The sequence below is a fragment of the Streptomyces sp. NPDC054813 genome (assembly GCF_053611365.1).
Window position 1 is genome coordinate 188,069 of record NZ_JBSHAF010000009.1, and the last position, 22,120, is coordinate 210,188.

19 protein-coding genes and 2 pseudogenes are annotated in these 22,120 nt (G+C 70.3%); 11 read left to right on the forward strand and 10 right to left on the reverse strand.

What is annotated here, in order from left to right; translation table 11 throughout:
* Positions 1 to 55: 55 nt before the first annotated feature.
* The 6 genes from ACWGJB_RS20180 to ACWGJB_RS20205 all read right to left on the reverse strand — a co-directional run bounded on the left by ACWGJB_RS20180 (position 56) and on the right by ACWGJB_RS20205 (position 5,083).
* Positions 56 to 1,225 (reverse strand): serine hydrolase domain-containing protein, encoded by a 1,170-nt coding sequence (locus ACWGJB_RS20180; protein ID WP_453381503.1) that lies wholly within the window; start codon positions 1,223 to 1,225, stop codon positions 56 to 58.
* 136 nt (positions 1,226 to 1,361) lie between these two features.
* On the reverse strand, positions 1,362 to 1,766 hold the full coding sequence (locus ACWGJB_RS20185; protein WP_453381659.1) for an organic hydroperoxide resistance protein: 405 nt from the start codon (positions 1,764 to 1,766) through the stop codon (positions 1,362 to 1,364).
* Positions 1,767 to 2,000: 234 nt separating this feature from the next.
* Positions 2,001 to 2,462, reverse strand: coding sequence for a MarR family winged helix-turn-helix transcriptional regulator (locus ACWGJB_RS20190; RefSeq protein ID WP_453381504.1), 462 nt, complete (start codon positions 2,460 to 2,462; stop codon positions 2,001 to 2,003).
* 53 nt (positions 2,463 to 2,515) lie between these two features.
* Entirely contained in the window at positions 2,516 to 3,283 is a 768-nt protein-coding gene (locus ACWGJB_RS20195) for an energy-coupling factor ABC transporter ATP-binding protein (protein WP_453381505.1), read from the reverse strand.
* Positions 3,271 to 4,032, reverse strand: coding sequence for a cobalt ECF transporter T component CbiQ (gene cbiQ / locus ACWGJB_RS20200; protein WP_453381506.1), 762 nt, complete (start codon positions 4,030 to 4,032; stop codon positions 3,271 to 3,273). Before cbiQ ends, ACWGJB_RS20195 begins: the two co-directional genes overlap by 13 nt.
* A gap of 1 nt (position 4,033) precedes the next feature.
* Entirely contained in the window at positions 4,034 to 5,083 is a 1,050-nt protein-coding gene (locus ACWGJB_RS20205) for an energy-coupling factor ABC transporter permease (RefSeq protein WP_453381507.1), read from the reverse strand.
* A gap of 211 nt (positions 5,084 to 5,294) precedes the next feature.
* Between ACWGJB_RS20205 and ACWGJB_RS20210 the strand changes: the two genes are divergently transcribed.
* Complete coding sequence (locus tag ACWGJB_RS20210; RefSeq protein ID WP_453381508.1) at positions 5,295 to 5,642, forward strand: SsgA family sporulation/cell division regulator; 348 nt, start codon at positions 5,295 to 5,297, stop codon at positions 5,640 to 5,642.
* Positions 5,643 to 5,648: 6 nt separating this feature from the next.
* Here ACWGJB_RS20210 and ACWGJB_RS20215 read toward each other — a convergent pair whose 3' ends face one another.
* The gene (locus ACWGJB_RS20215; RefSeq protein WP_453381509.1) at positions 5,649 to 7,316 is read right to left on the reverse strand and encodes a penicillin-binding transpeptidase domain-containing protein; all 1,668 of its coding nucleotides are present in this window, start codon (positions 7,314 to 7,316) and stop codon (positions 5,649 to 5,651) included.
* A gap of 103 nt (positions 7,317 to 7,419) precedes the next feature.
* Positions 7,420 to 9,036, reverse strand: a complete 1,617-nt coding sequence (locus tag ACWGJB_RS20220) for a penicillin-binding transpeptidase domain-containing protein (protein WP_453381510.1) — start codon at positions 9,034 to 9,036, stop codon at positions 7,420 to 7,422.
* A 477-nt stretch (positions 9,037 to 9,513) separates the two neighbouring features.
* On the opposite strand from ACWGJB_RS20220, the gene ACWGJB_RS20225 reads away from it, so the two are divergent.
* The gene (locus tag ACWGJB_RS20225) at positions 9,514 to 10,224 is read left to right on the forward strand and encodes a hypothetical protein (protein WP_453381511.1); all 711 of its coding nucleotides are present in this window, start codon (positions 9,514 to 9,516) and stop codon (positions 10,222 to 10,224) included.
* A gap of 41 nt (positions 10,225 to 10,265) precedes the next feature.
* On the opposite strand, the pseudogene ACWGJB_RS20230 reads toward ACWGJB_RS20225, so the two are convergent.
* Positions 10,266 to 10,389: pseudogene (locus tag ACWGJB_RS20230) on the reverse strand (tyrosine-type recombinase/integrase); the annotation flags it as partial.
* Positions 10,390 to 10,462: 73 nt separating this feature from the next.
* Between ACWGJB_RS20230 and ACWGJB_RS20235 the strand changes: the two are divergent.
* The 3 genes and pseudogenes from ACWGJB_RS20235 (at position 10,463) to ACWGJB_RS20245 (ending at position 11,792) form a co-directional block, all read left to right on the forward strand.
* Complete coding sequence (locus ACWGJB_RS20235) at positions 10,463 to 10,657, forward strand: hypothetical protein (RefSeq protein WP_453381512.1); 195 nt, start codon at positions 10,463 to 10,465, stop codon at positions 10,655 to 10,657.
* A gap of 117 nt (positions 10,658 to 10,774) precedes the next feature.
* A pseudogene (locus tag ACWGJB_RS20240) lies at positions 10,775 to 11,130 on the forward strand (UTRA domain-containing protein); the annotation flags it as partial.
* Positions 11,127 to 11,792, forward strand: a complete 666-nt coding sequence (locus tag ACWGJB_RS20245; RefSeq protein WP_453381513.1) for a YdcF family protein — start codon at positions 11,127 to 11,129, stop codon at positions 11,790 to 11,792. The pseudogene ACWGJB_RS20240 and the gene ACWGJB_RS20245, both read left to right, overlap by 4 nt.
* A 1,925-nt stretch (positions 11,793 to 13,717) precedes the next feature.
* On the opposite strand, the gene ACWGJB_RS20250 is transcribed toward ACWGJB_RS20245, so the two are convergent.
* The gene (locus ACWGJB_RS20250; RefSeq protein ID WP_453381514.1) at positions 13,718 to 15,508 is read right to left on the reverse strand and encodes a dolichyl-phosphate-mannose--protein mannosyltransferase; all 1,791 of its coding nucleotides are present in this window, start codon (positions 15,506 to 15,508) and stop codon (positions 13,718 to 13,720) included.
* A gap of 127 nt (positions 15,509 to 15,635) precedes the next feature.
* Here ACWGJB_RS20250 and rsmI point away from each other — a divergent pair, with 127 nt between their 5' ends.
* The 6 genes from rsmI to ACWGJB_RS20280 all read left to right on the forward strand — a co-directional run bounded on the left by rsmI (position 15,636) and on the right by ACWGJB_RS20280 (position 21,883).
* On the forward strand, positions 15,636 to 16,484 hold the full coding sequence (rsmI, locus tag ACWGJB_RS20255) for a 16S rRNA (cytidine(1402)-2'-O)-methyltransferase (RefSeq protein ID WP_450765487.1): 849 nt from the start codon (positions 15,636 to 15,638) through the stop codon (positions 16,482 to 16,484).
* Between the two features lie 454 nt (positions 16,485 to 16,938).
* Positions 16,939 to 17,376, forward strand: a complete 438-nt coding sequence (locus ACWGJB_RS20260) for a hypothetical protein (RefSeq protein ID WP_453381515.1) — start codon at positions 16,939 to 16,941, stop codon at positions 17,374 to 17,376.
* 47 nt (positions 17,377 to 17,423) lie between these two features.
* Positions 17,424 to 18,326, forward strand: a complete 903-nt coding sequence (locus tag ACWGJB_RS20265) for a TatD family hydrolase (RefSeq protein ID WP_453381516.1) — start codon at positions 17,424 to 17,426, stop codon at positions 18,324 to 18,326.
* A 157-nt stretch (positions 18,327 to 18,483) separates the two neighbouring features.
* On the forward strand, positions 18,484 to 19,989 hold the full coding sequence (locus ACWGJB_RS20270) for a ubiquitin-like domain-containing protein (RefSeq protein ID WP_453381517.1): 1,506 nt from the start codon (positions 18,484 to 18,486) through the stop codon (positions 19,987 to 19,989).
* 38 nt (positions 19,990 to 20,027) lie between these two features.
* Positions 20,028 to 20,957, forward strand: a complete 930-nt coding sequence (rsmA, locus tag ACWGJB_RS20275) for a 16S rRNA (adenine(1518)-N(6)/adenine(1519)-N(6))-dimethyltransferase RsmA (protein ID WP_453381518.1) — start codon at positions 20,028 to 20,030, stop codon at positions 20,955 to 20,957.
* Positions 20,954 to 21,883 carry a 4-(cytidine 5'-diphospho)-2-C-methyl-D-erythritol kinase gene (locus ACWGJB_RS20280; protein ID WP_453381519.1) on the forward strand — a complete coding sequence of 310 codons (930 nt, stop codon included), beginning with the start codon at positions 20,954 to 20,956 and terminating at the stop codon, positions 21,881 to 21,883. The genes rsmA and ACWGJB_RS20280 overlap by 4 nt, the downstream gene beginning before the upstream one ends.
* Positions 21,884 to 22,120: the final 237 nt, after the last annotated feature.

A 22,120-nucleotide genomic window follows, 5' to 3' on the forward strand; every position in this document is an offset into this window, starting at 1 on the left:
GGGCGGGTGTGATTGTGGCGCGTACGCGGGCGTCGGGGTGTGTGTGCGGCGGCGGTTACGCCAGCGCCGTGCGCACCGCCCGCACCAGCGCCTGCGCCCGCGCGTCCGCCGTCACGCTCTTGCGGAAGCCGTTGGTGACATAGCCGAAGGCGATGCCCGACTCGGGGTCCGCGAAGCCGAGCGCGCCGCCGCGGCCCGGGTGGCCGAAGGACGCGGGGGAGAGCAGCGGGGACGCGCTGCCGTGCAGCATGTAGCCGAGCCCGAAGCGGGTGGAGACGACCAGCACCCGGTCCGGCCCCGCCGACTGCTCGGCGCGGGCCAGCTCCACGGTCTCCGGCGCGAACAGCCGCTTGCCGCCGTCGACCTCGCCGATGAGGGAGGCGTAGAAGCGGGCCAGGCCGTCGGCGGTGGCTATGCCGTTGGAGGCGGGCAGGGCGGCCGCGCGGTAGGCGGGGTCGTTCTCGTCCGGGAGCGGGCTGATCGCGCCGAACGCCCGGCGGGTCAGCGACCCGGGGTCGGCGTACGCCTCGGAGACGGCCCGCTTGGGCCGGGTCCGCAGCGCGCCGGCGGTCTCCGGGGCCTCGACGGGCCCGACACGCCCCACGCGCGCGTGCTCCGCCTCCGGCAGCCCGAGCCACAGCTCGGCACGGGCCGGTCCGGCGATCTCGTCCGCGATCCACTCGCCGACGCTCCGCCCGGTCACCCGGCGCACCAGCTCACCGGTGAGCCAGCTGTATGTCTGCGCGTGATAGCCGTGATCGGTTCCCGGCTCCCAGACCGGCGCCTGCGCCGCGACCGCAGCCGCGCCCAGATCGGGGTCGGCGGCCTCCTCGGGCGTGAGCGGCCGGTCCAGCACCGGTACGCCCGCGCGGTGCGCGAGCAGGTGCCGCACCAGCGTCCGCTCCTTGCCGGCCGCCTTGAACTCCGGCCAGAGGTCACCCACCGGGGCGTCCAGGTCCAGCTCCCCGCGCTGCCGCAGAAGCAGCAGTACGGCGGCGGCGACGCCCTTGGTCGCCGAGCGCACGATCTGCGAGGTGCCGTGCTCCCAGGCCGCCTCGTCGGCGTTCCCGTCGAAGTCCCGGGCACCGCCCCACAGGTCGACGACCCGGTGCCCGTCCCGGTACACGGCGACCGCCGCGCCCCGGTCCCCGAGCAGCTCGAAGTTCTTCGCGAACGCGTCCCTGACCGGCTCGAAGCCCTCGGCCACAGTGCCGTTCACGTCCACGCCCGCCACATCCCTTCTGATCGCCTGCACCCTTGGGGGCAACGCACCCGCGGGGCCTGCGATTCCTCGGTACCGGGGCGGTACGGGCGTGAGCTGTGCCTCAGTGGGGGTGTGCCTGAGGGGGAGCGGCGTGCGGTCAGCCGAGCACGATCGTCACGTCGATGTTGTCGCGGGTCGCGTTGGAGTACGGGCACACCTCGTGGGCGGCGTCCACCAGCTTCGCCGCGATGTCCGCGTCCAGGACCGGGAGGGAGACGCTGAGCGCGACGGCGAGACCGTAGCCGTGACGCTTGTTGGGGCCGATGCCGACCTTCGCGGCGACCGTGGAGCCGGTCAGGTCGTAGCCCGCGCGGTTGCCGACCAGGATCAGCGCGTTGTGGAAGCAGGAGCTGTAGCCCGCCGCGAACAGTTGCTCGGGGTTGGTGCCGTTGCCGTCGCCGCCCAGCGCCGGAGGCATCGCGACCTTGAGGTCGATCTGGCCGTCCTGGCTGGTCACATACCCGTTTCGGCCGCCGTGCGCGGTCGCCTCGGCGACATACATGATCTTCGTCGGACGGGTGTCGACGGTGGCGCCTTCGGTCACGGCGGGACCTCCCCCAGGGCGGAAACGATGGTGGGCAACACGATGGTGTGCAAGTACATCGTGCACAAGGTACCGACCGGTAGGAAGTCTTTGGATTACCAGGGGGGAGGAAACCGTGGGTAACAGGGGGCAGAGGGTGGTGAGAGCGGAGGTGGGGCGCGCGATGTCGGGGCGCGCCGGGTGTGGGTGCTGCTATGCGGGGCGCGAGGCCGCGCCGTTCGCGCGGTCCGCGAGCGCCCGCAACTCCTCGCGCAACCGCGCGACGTCCGCGCCGTCGAGTCCCGTCGCCGTGAGCAGGGCGCCGGGTACGCGCGCCGCGCGCTCCCGCAGTTCCTCCGCACGCTCGGTGCACGCGACGAGCACCGACCGCTCGTCCCACTCCGAGCGCTCCCTGCGCACCAGACCCGCCGCCTCCAGCCGCTTCAGCAGCGGCGACACCGTGCCGTAGTCGAGGCGGAGCGCGCCGGCCAGTTCCTTCACCGTGGTCTCGCCCCGCTCCCACAGGACGAGCAGCACGAGATACTGCGGGTAGGTGAGCCCGAGGTCGTCGAGGAGCGGGCGGTAGGCGGCGGTCACGGCGCGCTGCGCGGCGTACAGCGCGAAGCACAGCTGGTCGTCCAGCCGTAGCGGCCCCGTGTCCTCTTGATGCGTCACCCGCCCATTGTCACGGACGCGAGGACGCGCGGGACGGTCGTCAGGGAAACGCGTCAGGCACCCCCGCGTCCCGCCGTCGCCGCGCGCGGGTCGAAGCCGAACGGCAGTTCCAGCCGGTGGGCGCGCATCAGGGCGTCGTCGGAGAGGAGTTCACCCGTGGGGCCGTCGGCGGCGATCGTGCCGTCGCTGAGGATCAGGGAGCGCGGGCACAGCTCCAGGGCGTAGGGCAGGTCGTGGGTGACCATGAGGACGGTGACGTCCAGGGAGCGCAGAATGTCGGCGAGTTCGCGGCGGGAGGCCGGGTCGAGGTTGGAGGAGGGCTCGTCGAGGACGAGGATCTCCGGTTCCATGGCGAGGACGGTGGCGACGGCGACCCGGCGGCGCTGGCCGAAGGAGAGGTGGTGCGGCGGGCGTGCGGCGAAGTCGGCCATGCCGACCCGTTCCAGGGCGGTACGCACGCGCGCGTCGAGTTCGGCGCCCTTCAGCCCGGCCGCCGCCGGTCCGAACGCCACGTCCTCGCGGACCGTCGGCATGAACAGCTGGTCGTCCGGGTCCTGGAAGACGATGCCGACCCGGCGCCGGATCTCCGCCATGTGCCGCTTGCCGACCGGCAGTCCGGCCACCGTCACCGAGCCCGTGCCGCCGCTCAGGATGCCGTTGAGGTGCAGGACGAGGGTGGTCTTGCCGGCGCCGTTCGGCCCGAGCAGCGCGACCCGCTCGCCGCGTGTGACGGTGAAGTCGACGCCGAACAGGGCCTGGTGCCCGTCGGGGTAGGCGAAGGCGAGGCCGGAGACCTCCAGAGAAGCAGTCACAGGGCCCATCCCAACACGCAGACGACAAGGGCGGACAAGGGCAGCGCGAGGGCGTGGGACCACTGCGCCCGGGACGCGGTCACCTCGTCGATGACCGGCATCGAACCGGCGTACCCGCGGCTCACCATGGCCAGGTGGACGCGCTCCCCGCGCTCGTAGGAGCGGATGAACAGCGCGCCGGCGGACTTCGCGAGCACGCCCCAGTGGCGCACACCCCGCGCCTCGAAGCCGCGCGACTCCCGCGCGATCCGCATCCGGCGCATCTCGTCGGTGATGACGTCGCCGTAACGGATCATGAAGGAGGCGATCTGGACGAGCAGCGGCGGGAGTTTCAGCCGCTGGAGCCCGAGGAGCAGTTCGCGAAGCTCCGTGGTGGCCGCAAGGAGCACGGAGGCGGCGACGCCGAGGGTGCCCTTGGCGAGTACGTTCCAGGCGCCCCACAGGCCGTTCACGCTGAGCGAGAGGCCGAGGACGTCGACCCGCTCGCCGTCCGCCACGAAGGGCATCAGCACCGCGAAGGCGACGAACGGCACCTCGATCAGCAGCCGGCGCAGGACGAAGGAAGCGGGCACGCGCGCGTGGTGCGCGACGCCCGCGAGGAGCACGGCGTACAGGGCGAACGCCCACATCGCCGTGCGCGGTGTCGAGACCACGACGACCACGAAGGCGAAGGAGGCGGCGAGCTTGGTGTGCGGGGGGAGCGCGTGCACGGGGGAGTGCGCGTGCCGATAGAGCCTGTGGGCGTGCCCGGCGCCCATGTCAGAGCGCCTCGGACGGCGCTTCCGCGCCCCGGCGCCTGCGTACCGCCCAGAACACCGTGCTGCCCGCGACGACGGTCACGCCGACGCCGATGACGCCCGCGAGACCGCCGGAGAGACGGGTGTCGGAGACGTCCTTGACGCCGTAGTCGGCGAGCGGGGAGTCGGCGGCCGCGTGCTCCTGAGCCTTCACGTCGATGCCCTTGTCGTGGGCGACCTTCTCCAGACCGTCCGGGTCGGCTGAGGCGTAGAAGCTGACGACGCCGGCGAGGACCAGAGAGGTGGCGAGCCCGGTGATCCACAGCGCGCGCCGCGAGGTGCGCGCCGCCACGGGCGCCGTGGGCGCCGGCTGCGACGGGGGCGCGTCCACCAGCACGCCGTTCACGCGCAACTTCAAGCCCTGCCGCAGCTCGCGCGCTCCGTACACCAGGTCCGGGCGCACCGCGATGACGGCGCCGACCGTGAGCGCGGTGATCGCGGCCTCGCCGACGCCGATGAGGACGTGCACACCGATCATGGCCGTGGCCACCTTGCCGATGGAGACGTCGGTGGTGCCGCCGATCGCGTACAGGAGGGTGAAGGCGACGGAGGCGGCCGGGACGGAGAGCAGGGCGGCGACGAAGGAGGCGGCGGTCACCGAACGCCGGGTGCGCGGCAGGACCTTCAGCAGACCCCGGAAGACGGCGTACGCGACGACGGTCGTCACGATCGCCATGTCGGTGATGTTGACGCCGAGCGCGGTCAGGCCGCCGTCCGCGAACAGGATGCCCTGCATCAGCAGCACCACGGAGACGCACAGGACGCCGGTATACGGGCCGACGAGTATCGCGGCCAGCGCTCCGCCCAGGAGATGCCCGCTTGTTCCGGCCGCGACGGGGAAGTTGAGCATCTGTACGGCGAAGATGAACGCCGCCACCAGGCCGGCGAGCGGCGCCGTGCGCTCGTCGAGTTCACGGCGGGCGCCGCGCAGGCTCACTGCGAGGGCACCGGCCGCGACCACCGCGGTGACCGCGGAGGTGGGGGCGTCGATGAATCCGTCAGGTACATGCACGGTTCGATTTTAAGGTGTTGTTGCGAAGCTTTTGCAAGAGCGAGAGAGTTGTGTATTGCACACCGAGGCGGGCCGAAGCATGTGGAGGTGTACCGAGGAGTCGCATGAGATGTCGCGGCCTCCGCAAGCACAATCCGGAAAATGTGCGACATTTGGAGAAGAAGCGGATGCACAGCTTTCGCAAAGGTAACGGAGCGTAAAGGGCAGTCCGATGTCTGTAGTCGAGCAGTATGCGCGAGCCCACATCGTCACGGACGAGGACGCGCGGGAGGACCCGGGTGCGGTGCCCGTCGTCCTGCGCTACGACCCCGAAGCCGATCCGCGATCGGTGCGGGTGGGCCTGCCCGGGACGGACGAATGGACGTTCTCGCGCGCGCTGCTGGAGCAGGGACTCAGGGCACCGGCGGAGAGCGGTGACGTACGGGTGTGGCCGCTGGGGCGGGTGCAGGCCGTGGTGGAGTTCCACTCCGACCACGGCACGGCGGTGGTGCAGTTCGAGTCGAAGGCGCTGCTGCGCTTCCTCAGGCGCACCTACATGAGCACCCCTGTGGCCGGCTAGCGCCGCCTACAGCGACGACCCCAGCTTCAGCAGCGCCGCCACGATCGGCCCGGCCGTGTCGCCGCCGTGGCCGCCGGCCTGGACCACGCCCGCGCCCACCAGATCGCCCTTGTACGCCGTGAACCAGCCGTTCGGCTTCTTCTGCCCGTCGACCTCCGCCGAGCCCGTCTTGGCGCCGTAGTCCGGGCCGAGACCGGCCATCGCCTTGGCGGCCGTGCCGTACGCCGCCGTGTACTGCATGACCTCCTTCAGCTCGGACTGTGTCTTCGCGGACATCGTGCGCGAGGCCTTGGCGACGGTCCGGTTGTCGACCGAGGGGGAGACCAGGTACGGCTGGTGGAAGGCGCCGGTCTCGACGGTGGACGCCACCGACGCCATGTTCAGCGGGTTCATCCGCACCCCGCCCTGCCCGATCAGCGAGGCGCCCATCTGCGCGCCGCTCTGCACCGGGACCGAGCCGTCGAAGGTCGGGACGCCGATGGCCCAGTTGTTCATACCGAGGCCGTAGACCTGCTGCGCCTCGGTCGTCAGGTCGCTGTTGGACAGCTTGGGCGCGAAGTTGATGAAGGCGTTGTTGCAGGACGCCCCGAAGGCCAACTTGAACGTGCCCTTCTTGATCTCGGAGTCGTCGTCGTTGTGGAACGTCCACCCGGCCAGCTTGTACGTCTTCGGGCAGGGGTGGGAGGCGTCCGGGGTGATGAGCCCCTTCTCGAACAGCATCGTCGAGGTGACGATCTTCATCGTGGAGCCGGGGGCCAGCGAGCCCTGGAAGGCCACGTTGAAGCCGTGGCTGGAGTTGGCCACGGCGTAGATCTCGCCGGTCGACGGACGCATCACGACGACCGAGGCGTTCTTCTGCGTGGTGACCTGCTTCTCGGCGGCCGCCTGGAGGGTGGGGCTGAGCGTCGTCTTCACCGTGCCCGGCGTGCCCTTGCTGAGCTCCAGGAGGGTCTTGTCGGACAGCTTCGCCGTCTCGGACGCCTGGCCGCGCACCACGCGCAGTTCGACGCCCGCCTTGCCGCCGGCCTTCTTGCCGAACTTCTCCCGGAGCCCGTCCAGGACCGTGCCCAGCGACGGGTACTTGGCGGTGGTGATCTCCCCGCCGTCACGGTCCAGGGCCTTGATGGGCGGCGTGCCGGACTCGCCGGTGGCCAGGGTGTCGCCGTCCGCGAGGTCCGGGTGGACGACCGCGGCGTGCCAGTCGACCACCGGCTTGCCGTCGCTGGTGCGCCGCACGACGCTGAACGAGGAGTCGTACGACAGCGGCTTGCTGACGCCCTTGTACGACACCGTCGCCTTCACCGAGAACGGGACCTTGCCGCCGGTGCGCGTGCCCTCGGTGAGCGTGACGTCCTTGACGTGGGCGTCCTTGGCGTAGCCGGTGAGCAGCCTGACGCAGGCCTTGGCGTCGTCCGTGACGGCGGCGGCCTGCGTGACCTTGCCCTGCTGCCAGGAGGTCAGGAAGGTCCGCGCCGTCGTCTGCACCTCGGTCGCCGACAACGGCCCGGTCTTGACGGGCTTGGTTGCTGACGCCTTCGACGCCGCGTCGGCCGCTCCGCCGCCGTACAGCGCGTAGAGGCCGAAGCCGGCGCCGCCGACCACGACGGCGATCATCCCGCCGATGACGGCGGGTCTCTTCTGCCGTCGTTCGACGACGCGCCTTCTCTTGCCCACAGTCCAGTTCCTCCGCGCACTTCCCCAGGGCCACCGCCGCCCCGTAGCCCTCACGCTCCCCAACGACTGCAACAGCCTAGAGTCCCGCCCTGTGGGAGTGACTTCACCCACCGATCCGTAGCACACTCGCGACAATCGGACCGGCCGCGTCAATGCCGTGACCGCCGTCCTGGGTCATGGCCGCGGCCGCGACGTCGTCGCGGTAACCGGCGAACCAGCTGTTCGACTTGGACTGTCCGTCGACCTCCGCCGAACCCGTCTTGGCGCCGATGCTGCCGTGCAGCCCGCTCATCACCCCGGCCGCGGTGCCGCTGGTCGCCGTGCGGTTCATCATGGAGCGCAACTGGCCGACCGTGTTCGTCGACAGGCCCTTCGCGGTGGCCACTTCACGGCTGTCCAGTTTCTGTGAAACGAGCACCGGCTGCCGGAAGGTTCCCGTCATCGCGGTCGCCGTCACCGACGCCATGTTCAGCGGGCTCATCTGCACCTGGCCCTGGCCGATGAGGTTGGCCGCGGTGTCCGGGCCGCCGGAGGCGGGGACACGGCCGTCGAAGCTCGGGATGCCGACCTTCCAGTCGTTGCGCCCGAGCCCGAAGCGGTCCTCGGCCTCCTTGGTGAGCGAGTCGACCTGGACGGAGTCCGCGTACTTCACGAACGCCGTGTTGCAGGACCGCGCGAAGCTGTCCGAGAGGGTGGCCTTCAGGTCCGGCTGCAGTCCCTTGAGGTTGCTGAAGGTCTGGCTCTGCCAGGTCGCGGTCGGCGGGCAGGGCGCCGGGCCGTTCATCGTGGTGATCCCGGTGTCGATGAGGGTGGCCGCGCTGATGATCTTCATGGTGGAGCCGGGGGCCAGCTCGCCGAGGAAGGCCGCGTTGAAGCCGTCCTCACGGTGGTTGGCGACCGCGAGCACCTCGCCGGTGCTGGGCTTGACGGCCACCACCGACGACTCGGCGTACTTCGTCACCGCGGTCTCGGCGGCGGCCTGCACGCGCGCGTCGAGCGTCGTGCGCAGCCTGCCCGCCCTGCCCGCCGCGAGGGTCAGCAGCGTGGTGTCGGCGGACTCCTCGGACGCGTGCTGGATCACCAGCTCCACGCCCGGGGTGCCGCCCGCCTTGTCGCCGTAGCGGCTGCGCAGCTCGTCCAGGATCGGGCCCAGGGACGGGTATTTGTCCTTACTGAGGACCGTGCCGTTGCGGTCGACGGCCTCGATCGGCGGGCTCGCCGCCTCGCCGGTGGCCAGCGTGTCGCCGCGTCTGAGCTGCGGATGGACCACGGACGGCTGCCAGTCGACGAGCGCGCGGTGCGTGGTCTCGCCGCGCACGACCCTCAACGTGCTCCGGTAGGCGAGCGTCTTCGACTTCCCGTCGTAGGACACCGTCCCCTTCACGCTGAACGGCACGGTGGCTCCGGTCGCCTTGCCGGGCGTGATGTGCACGTCCTTGATGTGCGCGGTGGCGCTGAAGGAGGTGAGTACCGGTTCGGCGTCGGCGGAGTCGTTCGTGTACGACGCCGCGGTCACCGACTGGCCCTTCTCCCAGGCCGCGAAGAACTTGCCCGTGGTGTCCCTGATCTCGTCCGCGGTGGGCGGCCCGGTCCGTACGGCCGGCGTGCCGCCGCCGTCGCCCCGCACCGCCGACAGCACGTTGTAGGCGCCGTATCCGGCTCCGCCCACCATCACGGTGCAGACGCTGCCGACTATGGCCGCCTTGACCCCCTTGCGCATGGTGCGAATCCCCTCCCCGTGAGCTTTTGCCGCATTTTGTGAACGCGTTCAAAAGCTGGCTGTGGTGCGCACTCTAGGCGGATGTGAGGGCCATGTGTCAGATGTTGACTAATTGTTGTCTGAACAGAAATCAGGGATGTGGCTCATACCCAGGTATCGAGCCACATACGTGAACGCCAGGAGTCGATGGGAATCGCCGTGCCCGTGTACAGCGGCCAGAAATAGATGAAGCTACCGCGTGGCGGTCGGCAAGGCACCTGAACAGGCACTTCACGCCGGCTGGGCATGCGATCTCCACACTGGGCCGTGTGTGGGCCGGGGGCCGGGTGAGAGGGTGTGCCCCGCGTCACATGCGGGTGGACGTGGCGCACGTTCACCGCTCCTCTAATCGGCTTGATCATTGCGCAGTTGGTCGGGCTAGGATCCGACGGCGCTTCCAGGGGTGGGGGCTCAGTCGCATGCTGGGGAGAGGCGAACGTGGAACGAAGACAGACTCTGATCGCGGGCTGGGTGGTTGTGGTGTCGCTGTCCGCGATCATGACGGGTTTGACCCACTGGTCGTCCAAGCCGACCAAGAGCGCGCTGTCGTTCGCATATCAGCGCGAGGGGGGCGACAACTCCATCAGCCAGACATTGGCCATCAAGAACACGAACAAGGAGTCGGTCGTCCCTGTACTGGCGTTCACCGCGCTCGACCAGAACGGTGCCCCCCTGCCGAGGGTGCATGTCCGAACCGTCTACGGCAGCGACAGCGGCCGTCTGGTGGTTCCGTACGGGGCGGGTCTCGACATCCTGCGTTTCTCGGGAGCCGGTGAACACCAGGTCTACGACGTTCGCGTCACCGTCAAGCGTCTCGTCGCCGCCAAGAGCCGGGCCAGCGCGCACCCTGTGACCGTTCAGGAGCTAGACAGCGCTGGACGCAAAGTGAGCAGGTTCACACGCTTCACCACTGTGCGCGTGACGAACATCAACCCTTATCCGGTGACGACACGTGTGGCCTACCTCGTTTACGACCAGCCGGCGGAGGGCGAGACACAGCAGGCGGTGTCCGTCACTCCCATCGGAGGACTGGTCCTCGTCCCGGGTGGCGGCAGCGCAGTCGTCAAGGTCACCGGTGCCGCCGCTACTGCCGTGGCCAGGTATTCCGGCGGTCCGGCCGTGAGCGTCAAGGCGTACGACTCCCAGTGATCCGAGTGGCGGCGGGCCACTCCCGCCGCCACTCGGATCACCTACAGATACAGCTCATCCACAGCCTTCCTGGTGCGCCCCTCACTGCTCGGCATGAGGTGCGTATAGGTGCGGAGGGTGAACCCCCGGGTCGGCGTGACCGAGATAGGAACTCAGGGCCCGGACTGCAGCCGGCCCTTCGGGGAGCACGCTCCGTCTGGTCAAGGAACAGGACGCCCCCACGGCAGCGCCGGCCGAGGTGGCGCCGGCGGAGACGAACCGGGACCGGGTGCTCAAGGCCGTTCACGACGGCGCCCGGACGCTGCGGGACGTCACCGACCGGACCGGCATCAACAAGGGCACCGTTTTTTGCGAGATCAAGGCACTTACGGCCACGGGAGCCCTCCGCAAGGCCGACGACGGCATGCTCCTGCCCGGCCGCGAGGCGGCATGAGCACCGTCGCCTGACCGCTCAAGCGAACGACACGGCGGCCCCCTTCCGTCAAGAACCGGGGCCGCCGCCAATCCACCTGCCCTCAACAGACCTGTGGAGGTCTCCCAGCATGACGCAACCGCCACCCTGACCAGCTATTACCGATCCGAACATGTCGAAGGCACACGCATCGGTATCCGCCGCCAGGGCCCGCTGGCCGTGGCGGCGGATACCGCGTGCTGTACGACGCGGGGTACGAGATCGACCACATGAAAGAGGCTGTTTTTGCCCGCGTGCCGACGGCAGGCGAGGCGCAGCTTCTACAGCTTCCAGTAGGTGAACCCGTGGTGGAGCTTCACCGAACTACGTACACGGCGGATGGCACGGTGGTCGAATTCGCCGTGGGTGTGCACGCGGCCTCTCGGTTCGCGTGGGAGTACGAGTTCAAGGTCCCCGATTCTGCCCGTGACCAGGGCAAGGAAGGCTCGCCGTGATCTCCGCACAGGAGGACTGGGAGGACACTCAGCTTCTGTGGGACTACCAGCAGATGCACCACGAACCGCGCCCTTGCTCGGTCGGTATCGGTCTGGGTAGTCACGATCTGGGAGTGGCTGACACAACCGTCGACCTGTACCAGCGCGGGATGATGCCGCTGATCGTCTTTACGGGCGCGACTAGCCGGACCACGCAGGGCCGGATGCCGCGCGGTGAGGCGGAGCACTACCGGGACCGCGCTCTTGAGTTGGGCGTGCCAGCCAATGCGATCCTTGTCGAGCCCACCGCCCGGAACACAGGGCAGAACATCAGCTTGTCTCGGGCGCTCCTCGAAGAGCGCGGGATCGGCGTTGATTCTGTGCTCCTCGTCAGCAAGCCGTACGAAGAACGACGAGCCTACGCCACCGCCCGCAAACTGTGGCCTGAGGTGGAGTTCGTCAGTGCATCCACGCCGATGACGCTCTCTGAATACATCGACTCGATCCAGAACGCACGCCTTGTTGTCGACATGCTGGTTGGGTCGCTACAACGCCTACTGATCTATCCCGCCCAAGGTTTCACCATTCCACTGGACGTACCCGGCAACGTGATCCAAGCGTACGAGCGGCTTGTGTCCCGTGGCTTCACGAGTCGCCTTGCTCCTGAGCGCTCCGCTATGTGAGCCCCAGGCTCGCAGAACGGTCCTCTGCTTCAGGCCAATCGCCCTCACTGGCTCTTCATGTGGCTGTCCCTGGCGCACCGTGGCGATTAGTCGCTCACGCACCTTTCGCTCCGGCGTGCGCGATAGGTTGCCATGAGTTCGGCTCAGTCCTGCCCAGACGCCCGGCTCGCTATGAGCGGGGTCCGACCTGGTCAGCTTCTCGACTTGGTCGGGAGTAACGAGAGACAGGAGCCGAACGATGGTGCGACCCAAGCAGAGGAAGCGCCGCCGACGCCGCAAGAGGGATTGGGTGGAGTTGGCGGTAGTGACTCTTAGCGCGGTCACTGCCATCGCGGGGTGCGTCCGGCACTTCTTGTGACGCACTGAGGGGTGAGCCGGACGACTGGTTGGGCGGATGAGCCCGGCCGGCGAATACTCGGCCGGGCCCACCCTGTCCCGCGCACAGGCCTGGTTTGGGGTTGCAGCCCAGACCAGGCCTTTTGCATACGCGGGAGACCGAAGCGCAGGGAGGTTGCCTCCCATAGCTGCGACTAACGAGGTAACCGCAAGTCATCAGCGCTCCACAAGAGATCAAGATACGCTGTGCCGTCAATTGTCGACATTTCCCTGGCGAATGATCACAGCGATCGGTGGCGTTTGAGGGGTGGCGAGTACAAAAGTGCAGCTAGGACGCTCAGGGGGGTAGCGAAACCTGGCGTATGCCGCACACCGGCCGCTGAAGTCGAACGTGCCGCGGCCCGCTCCCGACGCCGCATAGTGCCCGGTCAGCCGCCGATGCCATGGATCTGGCCTACGCCAACCCGGCGCCAACAGCATCACACAAAGGCAGCTAGCACCCGACATGCACGATGCCTATGATCAGGCTCCACCCTGCCGGGACACGGCCTCAAAGGCGGGCGGCGGCAGGCGCGGCGGCTCCTGGGCACACGCTGCTGCCATGCGCTGCCACACTCGCCGGATGGTTGGTCATCGCCGGATGGTTGGTCAGACATGCCTTGCGGGGCAACAGAGCACAGGCTCGCTTCCCGCGGCTGCCGTCGTGGCGGCCTGCGCCTTGATCTTCACCGTAACCACCTTCTGGTGGCTCAATGCTCGCCAGGGGAAGCTACGGAGCTGGGAGCCACACTCGTTCGCTGCTGCGGTCACGCCGCAACTGGCCCGGCTCCGCTTCCCCCTTGTTCTCTACAACACGGGTGCTAAGCCCATCGTGGTGATCGACCTTCGCTTGTCGTTCCCGGAAGAGCAATGATCGGTGCTGCCCCTACCTTGAACGAATACGCGGGATCGCCTCAGGCCAGATTCGGAGGACGGTGTGCGCTTGCCAGCGCCATTCGCTGTCAGTGGACGGACAGCTGATCAGATCTTTTTGGAGTTTGGGGCACCCTTCCCGGGCTTCGTGCCAGAAGCACGGGACTACGAGGCCGTCATTGAGGGGCGTCTGGGGTATCGAACCGTCCTTGATCGTGCGCTGAGACGCCACCAGACGTCAACCGATCCTCAGCTTCACCCTGCGCGCACGGCACATAACTGAGCCCGGCGCCTACATCGCCTACAGCAACAAGCCAGGCGATCGAACCGAAGAAGAGCTGCGGAAGGCAGACACGGCTCTTGGTGCGCTTCTGAAGACTCTCCAGGGAGCCGCTGAGACGGGCGAACAAGCATGAAGGGCGCCTCGGATGCGGCGCCCCTGGTCGGGGTTCCCCTGTAAACACAAGGTCGCCTTTCCCTCATGCGTCCCCCGGACGGCTCCACAGAGAGGGAAAGGCCTGATCAGACTGCGTGGAGCTGGCCCGCTGTAAATCTGCCGGCTTTCAGAGCCGGGCCGTCCTCGGGCCGTCTGAGGGCGGCCCACGACAACCGCTGACGACCGACAACGACCACGAGGGCGCAGCTGACTGCCGCGCCCTCGTGACGTTTCTGCCCAGCTAGACCCAGGTGTCCAGCCACATCCGCGAGCGCCAGGAGTCGATGGGAATCGCCGTGCCCGTGTACAGCGGCCAGAAATAGATGAAGTTCCAGGCGATCAGCAGGACGAGTACGCCGGCTCCCGACGCGCCGACCAGTCGGCGGGTGTCGCTGGAGCCCGGCGGGCCGATGATCGCGCCGATCATCATCGCCACCGCCAGGCACAGGAACGGTACGAAGACGACGGCGTAGAAGAGGAAGATCGTGCGCTCCTGGTACATGAACCAGGGCAGGTAACCGGCCGCGATGCCACAGGCGATGGCGCCGGCCCGCCAGTCACGGCGGAACGCCCATCGCCACAGGATGTACAGGATCGCGAAGCAGGCCGCCCACCACAGCAGCGGCGTGCCGATCGCCAGCACCTCGCGCGCGCACTTCTGTCCGGCGTCCGACGGGCAGCCGTCCGCGCCGGGGGAGGGCGACTCGTAGAAGTACGACACCGGGCGGCCCAGCACCAGCCAGGACCACGGGTTGGACATGTAGGTGTGCGGCGACGACAGGCCGACGTGGAAGAGGTACACCTCGTGCTCGTAGTGCCACAGGCTGCGCAGCCAGTCCGGCAGGAACGTCCAGTCGCCGCCCTTGCCGTCGGTGGCCGCCCAGTTGCGGAAGTAGCCGCCGCTGCCGTCGGTCGGGGACAGGATCCAGCCGATCCAGGACGTCAGGTAGACGGCGATCGCCACCGGGACCGTCGCCAGGAACGTGATCCCCGTGTCGTACTTCAGGACCGCCTTGTACGGGTGCCGGGCACCGGCCACCTTGCGGGCGCCGACGTCCCACAACACCGCCATCAGGGCGAACGCGACCAGGATGTAGAGGCCGTTCCACTTGGTGCCGATCGCGAGGCCGAGCAGCACACCCGCCGCCCAGCGCCAGGGCCGCCAGCCGAAGCGGAAAGCGTCGGCCACGCGCGCGTCGGGGCGGATCCGGCCGTCCGCGTCGGCCGGCAGCGCGGCCGCGAGTCTCTCCCGTGACCGGTCCCGGTCGATGACCAGGCAGCCGAACGCCGCCAGCACGAAGAACATCAGCACGCCGTCGAGCAGCGAGGTGCGGCTCATCACGAAGTGCAGCCCGTCCACCGCCATCAGGCCGCCCGCCAGGCAGCCCAGGAAGGTGGAACGGAACATCCGGCGCCCGATCCGGCACAGCAGCAGCACACTCAGCGTGCCGAGGAGCGCCGTCATGAAGCGCCAGCCGAACGGGTCGAAGCCGAAGATCAGCTCCCCGAGCCCGATGACGTACTTGCCGACCGGCGGGTGCACGACGTACGCCGCGTCCGCCGGGACCGTGACATGGCCGTTCGCCTGCAGGATCAGATCGTTGGCGTTCTTGTCCCAGTTGACCTCGAAACCGCGGTGGACGAGCGCCCACGCGTCCTTCGCGTAGTACGTCTCGTCGAATATCACCGCCTTCGGGCTGCCCAGGTTCCAGAACCGCAGCAGGCCCGCCATCAGCGTCACCAGGAGCGGGCCGCCCCAGGCCGACCACCGCGTGATCCGCTCGGCGAGCACCGGGGGCACGCCCAGGCCGAGCCACAGCCGGGAGCTGGGCTCGGCGTACGGCGGGACCAGGCGGTCGACGACATCGGCGCCCGCGCCGGCGCCCGCGGCGCTTCTGCCGCCGGTGGTGTGCGCCGTGCGCGCCGGGCTCGCCGTGTAGCCGAATCGGCGCAGCCGCTGCTGCCACGTCGACCGCTCGTCGAGCGCTGCCTGGCCCTGCCGGGTGTCCGTGGAGGACGCGGTACTGGTCACCGCGCCATCGTAGGGAACCGTTCTGTGTGAGTCCCGTGCAATGGGGCTTAGAGGTGGGTTCCTTTGCGATCGGCGGCCGCGGTTGCCGGGGGACGGTGCTGTCAGTGGCGGCTGCGAGGATGGAGGCGTGACTGGAACCCTTGTCCTCGCAGGCACCCCCATCGGCGACGTCGCGGACGCGCCGCCCCGGCTCGCGGCCGAGCTGACCGGCGCCGACGTGATCGCGGCCGAGGACACCCGGCGGCTGCGGTGGCTCACGCAGGCGCTGGGCGTGACACCCAAGGGACGCGTGGTGTCGTACTTCGAGGGCAACGAGGCCGCCCGCACGCCCGAGCTGGTCGAGGAACTCGTCGGCGGCGCGCGCGTGCTGCTCGTCACCGACGCCGGGATGCCCTCCGTCTCCGACCCCGGCTACCGGCTGGTCGCGGCCGCCGTGGAGAAGGAGATCCGCGTCACCGCGGTCCCGGGGCCGTCCGCCGTGCTCACCGCGCTCGCGCTGTCCGGGCTGCCCGTCGACCGGTTCTGTTTCGAGGGCTTCCTGCCGCGCAAGGCGGGCGAACGCCGCTCGCGGCTCCAGGAGGTCGCCGAGGAGCGCCGCACCCTCGTCTACTTCGAGGCACCGCACCGCCTCGACGACACCCTCGCCGCCATGGCCGAGGTCTTCGGCGCCGAGCGGCGGGCCGCCGTCTGCCGTGAGCTCACCAAGACCTACGAGGAGGTACGGCGCGGTCCGCTGGCCGAGCTCGCGGTGTGGGCCGCCGACGGGGTGCGCGGCGAGATCACCGTCGTCGTCGAGGGCGCCCCCGAGCGCGGACCCGAGGAGCTCGACGCGGCGGAACTCGTCCGGCGGGTGCGGGTGCGTGAGGAGGCCGGCGAGCGCCGCAAGGAGGCGATCGCGGCGGTGGCGGTCGAGGCGGGGATTCCGAAGCGGGTCGTGTTCGACGCGGTGGTGGCGGCGAAGCGCGCCGACGGGTGAGGGCGGTTTCGGCAGCGCCGTCGTGGTTGCTCCTGTGCAGTCGAGTGCGGGTCGCCGGGGGCTGGTCGGACAGTTCCCCGCGCCCCTGACGGGGCGCCCCGGGACCCGGGTTCGGCAAGGGGGCGCCCCTTGATCCTTGAGCGCATCGCTCTTCCTCTGACTATGCGCCTCTGACCTGCGGTGATTCGTCCTCTGAGCGGGGCGCGTCTCCTCTGAGCGCGCGCCCCACGGGACGGTAAAGCAAGGGCGGGAAACGCAAAGCCCAGCCCTACGCGACAAGGCCGATTTGGCAAGCAGACTCCAAATCGCATCCAACACTCGACAGGCCCGTCGCATTCGCGCCGGTGAAGGCGTCCACTGGTCAGCAGGGACGCACCCGTCCCTCACCTTCATGGGATTCCGGGGGGAATCCCAGCGGTCGGAGGTGCTTGTCCAGCGGACAAGAGGAGCTGGCATGAGTGAGATCGCAGGGCAGACCGGCCTCCGCGGTGCGGCCACAGCCGTCGTTCACGAGTCGTATTCCTTCGCGTGTATGCGATGCGGGCACGGCTGGGAGCAGTCGTACGAGATAGAGCACCACACGGACGCGGACAACCACGAGTTCGTCATGTATGTGGCGAACGGCCAGGTCGTCCCGTCCCCGCTGAGCCGGCCCTCGTGCCAGAACTGCGACGGCCATGTCCTGCGGATCATGCGCGCGGGCCAGGTCTCGTCGGTGCACAGCGCGGCCCAGCAGTCGTCCGGGCGACCGGTGCAGGGCCGCGGGGCCGAGGTGGCCGAGGAGACCGAGACCGGACCCGCGGTGGCGACGGAGGCCTCCGCGCAGGTCAAGGCGTCCCACCACTGGCACCTGTCCGATCTCCTGCATCCGTTCCAGCGCAAGGCGAGCTGAGCCGGGCGCGGGTCCGGCGGGGCGTGCCCCTTTCGTAGGATCGGGGCATGCCTTCGAACGCCTCCGCGAACGCCTCCGCCGCGGCCGACAAGAACGCGGCACCGCCGCTCCCGGAACCCCTCCGGGTACCGGTCGCCGACTCCCACACCCATCTCGACATGCAGTCCGGCACGGTCGAGGAGGGTCTCGCGAAGGCCGCCTCGGTGGGCGTGACGACGGTCGTCCAGGTCGGCTGCGACCTCAAGGGCTCGCGGTGGGCGGCCGAGACGGCGGCCGCGCACGCGAGCGTCCACGCCACGGTCGCCCTGCACCCGAACGAGGCCCCGCGCATCGTCCACGGCGACCCCGACGGCTGGTCCCGGCAGGGCGCCCGCACGGCCGGCGGGGACGCGGCCCTGGACGAGGCGCTCGCCGAGATCGACCGGCTGGCCGCGCTGCCCCAGGTCAAGGGGGTCGGCGAGACCGGCCTCGACTACTTCCGCACCGGGCCCGACGGCAAGGCCGCCCAGGAGCACTCCTTCCGCGCCCACATCGAGATCGCCAAGCGCCACGGCAAGGCCCTCGTCATCCACGACCGCGACGCCCACGCGGACGTGCTGCGCGTCCTCAAGGAGGAGGGCGCCCCCGAGCGGACGGTGTTCCACTGCTACTCCGGGGACGCCGAGATGGCCGAGGTGTGCGCCCGCGAGGGCTACTTCATGTCCTTCGCCGGCAACGTCACCTTCAAGAACGCCCAGAACCTCCGGGACGCGCTCGCCGTCGCTCCGCTGGAGCTGGTCCTCGTGGAGACCGATGCGCCCTTCCTGACGCCGGCGCCGTACCGCGGACGGCCCAACGCCCCGTATCTCATTCCGGTCACGGTGCGCGCGATGGCCGCCGTACGGGGCATCGACGAGGACGCGCTGGCGAAGGCCCTGGGCGCGAACACGGCCCGCGCCTTCGACTACTGAGGGTGCATCGATCGTAACTGACGTATAACGCTCACTCGGGCACAGCTTGGGCCTGGCCGCGACCGTGCGTAGTCGTGCCGCTTTGGAGAGTGACCAACGCTCCGCTAGGTTCTGGAGGCCCGATCCGGACCCCTCTGGCCCTCTGGAGCGTGTCGGCGTGAGCACATCGCAGTACGAGACGTTTGAGGCGTACGACCCCTACGGTGCGCCCGGGGCGCGCGGCGGAGGCGGCGCGCACGGGGAGCAGGACGCGTACGGGGAGCAAGGCGTGTACGACGCGCCCGCGGTGCCCGGCGTGCACGACGCCGTGACGCAGGGATACGGCGTGGCCGCCGCCTACGGGGGTGACACGTACCGGCCGGCGTACGAGATCGCGGCCGCGGCGGGAGCGCGGGTCGCTCCGGCCGGGCAGGCGCAGGCGTATGTGAACGAGCCGGGTGAGCCCGGTGAGCCGGTGCTTCCGCGTCAGGGCGGGCGCGTGCCGGAGAGTGGGGCGCCCGAGCCGGGAGTGCGCGCCGGGGCGGGCCGACGTGCCGCGCGCCGGCGGAAGGCGCGGTACATCCAGCGCCCGGATTCCGCCGTGCGCCGTCTGCTGCCGCAGGCGCTGGTCGTCGCCTTCCTCGCCGGTGGCACCACCGCGTTCCTCGCCAAGGACAAGGCGATCGAGCTGACCGTCGACGGCCGGCCGCGCGTCCTGCACACGTTCGCGGACGACGTGACCGAACTGCTCGCCGACGAAGGCGTACGAGTGGGGGCGCACGACGTGGTGGCGCCCGCCCCCGGCGCCGAGCTGGCCAGCGGGGACGAGGTCGCGGTGCGCTACGGCCGCCCCGTGCGGCTCACGCTGGACGGTCAGCGGCGCGAGGTGTGGACGACGGCGCGCACCGTCGACGGGGCGCTCACCCAGATGGGGGTGCGGGCCGAGGGCGCGTACCTGTCCGCCTCGCGCTCCCAGGGCATCGGACGCGCCGGGCTCGCGCTCGACGTGCGCACCGAGCGCACGGTCACGATCCTGGCGGACGGCAGAACCCGCACCATCCGCACCAACGCCGCGACCGTCCGCGAGGCCGTCGAGGAGGCCGGAGTCACCCTCCACGGCCAGGACACCACCTCCGTACCGCAGGCCGGCTTCCCGCGCGACGGGCAGACGGTGACCGTGCTGCGCGTCACGGAGGGCAAGGAGGTGCACGAGGAGGCCATCCCGTTCGAGGTGCGGCGGACGCCGGACCCCACGGAGTTCAACGGCACCGAGGTGGTCGAGCGGACCGGGCGCCCCGGGCTGCGCCGGGTCACCTACTACCTGCGGAGCGTCAACGGGGTCCGGCAGAAGCCGCGCCGCGAGCGGTCCGAGGTGGTCCGCGAGCCGCGCGCACAGCTCGTCAAGGTGGGCACCAAGCCGCACCCGGACTCCGTGAAGGGCGCCGACGGCCTCAACTGGCACGGTCTCGCCGTCTGCGAGTCCGGCGGCCGCGCGGCCGCGGTGGATCCCTCCGGGACGTACGGCGGGCTGTACCAGTTCGACACGCACACCTGGCACAGCCTCGGCGGCAGCGGGCGCCCGCAGGACGCGTCGGCCGAGGAGCAGACGTTCCGTGCGAAGAAGCTCTACACGAAACGCGGCTCCACGCCCTGGCCGCACTGCGGGGCACGGCTGCACGGGTGACCGGCGGGCGGGATCCCGGCGGCCCGTACCCTTGTCCCGTGAGCAGCCCCCTCCCCGACGCCCTCCTCGGCCCGGCCGACATCCGTGAACTCGCGGCAGCGCTCGGTGTACGCCCCACCAAGCAGCGCGGCCAGAACTTCGTGATCGACGCCAACACGGTCCGCCGTATCGTCCGCACGGCCGGGGTCCGCCCGGACGACGTCGTCGTCGAGGTCGGCCCGGGACTCGGGTCCCTCACCCTCGCGCTCCTGGAGGCCGCCGACCGAGTGACCGCCGTGGAGATCGACGACGTCCTGGCGGGCGCCCTCCCCGCGACGATCACGGCGCGCATGCCGGCGCGCGCGGACCGGTTCGCGCTGGTCCACTCCGACGCGATGCACGTCACCGAACTGCCCGGCCCCCCGCCCACCGCGCTCGTCGCGAACCTCCCCTACAACGTCGCCGTCCCCGTCCTCCTCCACATGCTCGAAACCTTCCCGAGCATCGAGCGGACGCTGGTGATGGTGCAGGCCGAGGTCGCCGACCGGCTCGCCGCCGCACCCGGCTCGAAGGTGTACGGCGTGCCGTCCGTCAAGGCCAACTGGTACGCCGAGGTGAAGCGCGCCGGATCTATCGGCCGCAACGTCTTCTGGCCCGCCCCGAACGTGGACAGCGGGCTCGTCTCCCTGGTCCGGCGCGCGGAGCCGCTGAAGACGACGGCGTCCAGGCGCGAGGTCTTCGCGGTCGTCGACGCGGCGTTCGCACAGCGGCGCAAGACCCTGCGGGCGGCGCTCGCCGGCTGGGCCGGGTCCGCGGCCGCCGCCGAGGCTGCTCTCGTCGCCGCCGGGGTCTCGCCGCAGGCGCGCGGGGAGTCGCTGACGGTGGAGGAGTTCGCGCGGATCGCCGAGGCCGCGTCCCCGCAGGGGGCACAGCGTCAGACGGCCGCCGCGCCGCGGTCCGCGTCCCCGACAGAGGAGTCCGGCAAGTGAGCGTCACGGTACGCGTTCCCGCCAAGGTCAACGTCCAGCTCGCGGTGGGCGCCGCCCGCCCCGACGGTTTCCACGACCTGGCCAACGTCTTCCTCGCCGTCGGCCTGTACGACGAGGTCACGGTCACGCCGGCCGACGCGCTGAGCGTCACCTGCGAGGGCACGGACGCCGACCAGGTGCCGCTGGACCGCACCAACCTCGCCGCGCGCGCCGCGCTCGCACTCGCCGAGCGCCGGGGCATCGACCCGGCCGTGCACATCCACATCACCAAGGACATCCCGGTCGCCGGTGGCATGGCCGGGGGGAGCGCGGACGGGGCGGGTGCGCTGCTCGCCTGCAACGAGCTCTGGCGCGCGGGCGCCTCGCGCGCCGAACTCCTCGCCATCTGCGCCGATCTGGGCAGCGACGTGCCCTTCAGCCTGGTCGGCGGCGCCGCCCTCGGCACCGGGCGCGGCGAACGGCTCACCGCCCTGGAGGTCGGCGGCACCTTCCACTGGGTGTTCGCGATGGCCGGTCGCGGGCTGTCCACCCCGGCCGTCTTCCGCGAGTTCGACCGGCTCGCCGAGGGCCTCGACATCCCCGAGCCCGTCGCCTCCCGCGATCTCCTGGACGCGCTCGCCAAGGGTGATCCGGACGCGCTCGCGGCCGCCGTCTCCAACGACCTCCAGCCTGCCGCGCTCTCCCTCTTCCCGGAGCTCGCCCAGACGCTCGACGCGGGGCGCACGGCCGGTGCCCTCACCGCGCTGGTCTCCGGCTCCGGACCCACGACGGCGTTCCTGGTCCGCGACACCGCGTCGGCGCAGAAGGTGTCCGAGGCGCTCCTCGCCTCCGGCACCTGCCGCACGGTGCGCACGGCGACAGCGCCCGCGCCGGGCGCGCGGGTGATCACCACGGCGCACGACACCAGCGCGCACACCGGGGTGTGACGCCGGAGCACGAGCGGGGCGCACGACGCCTTGTAAGCGCCCCGAGCCGGCCATCGGCGCCCGAAGGCAACGGGGCGAAACGGCGGGCGCCCGAGGCCTCCCCGACCCGGCCGATCAAGGTGATCGGGCGCGTGAAGGGGCGGGTCCCCCCCGCGGAGGGGACCCTGGGGGAAGCGGGGAACGGGGGGCCCCAAGGAGGGGTGGGGTTTAAACAAAATAACCGGGCGAGGACTAGAG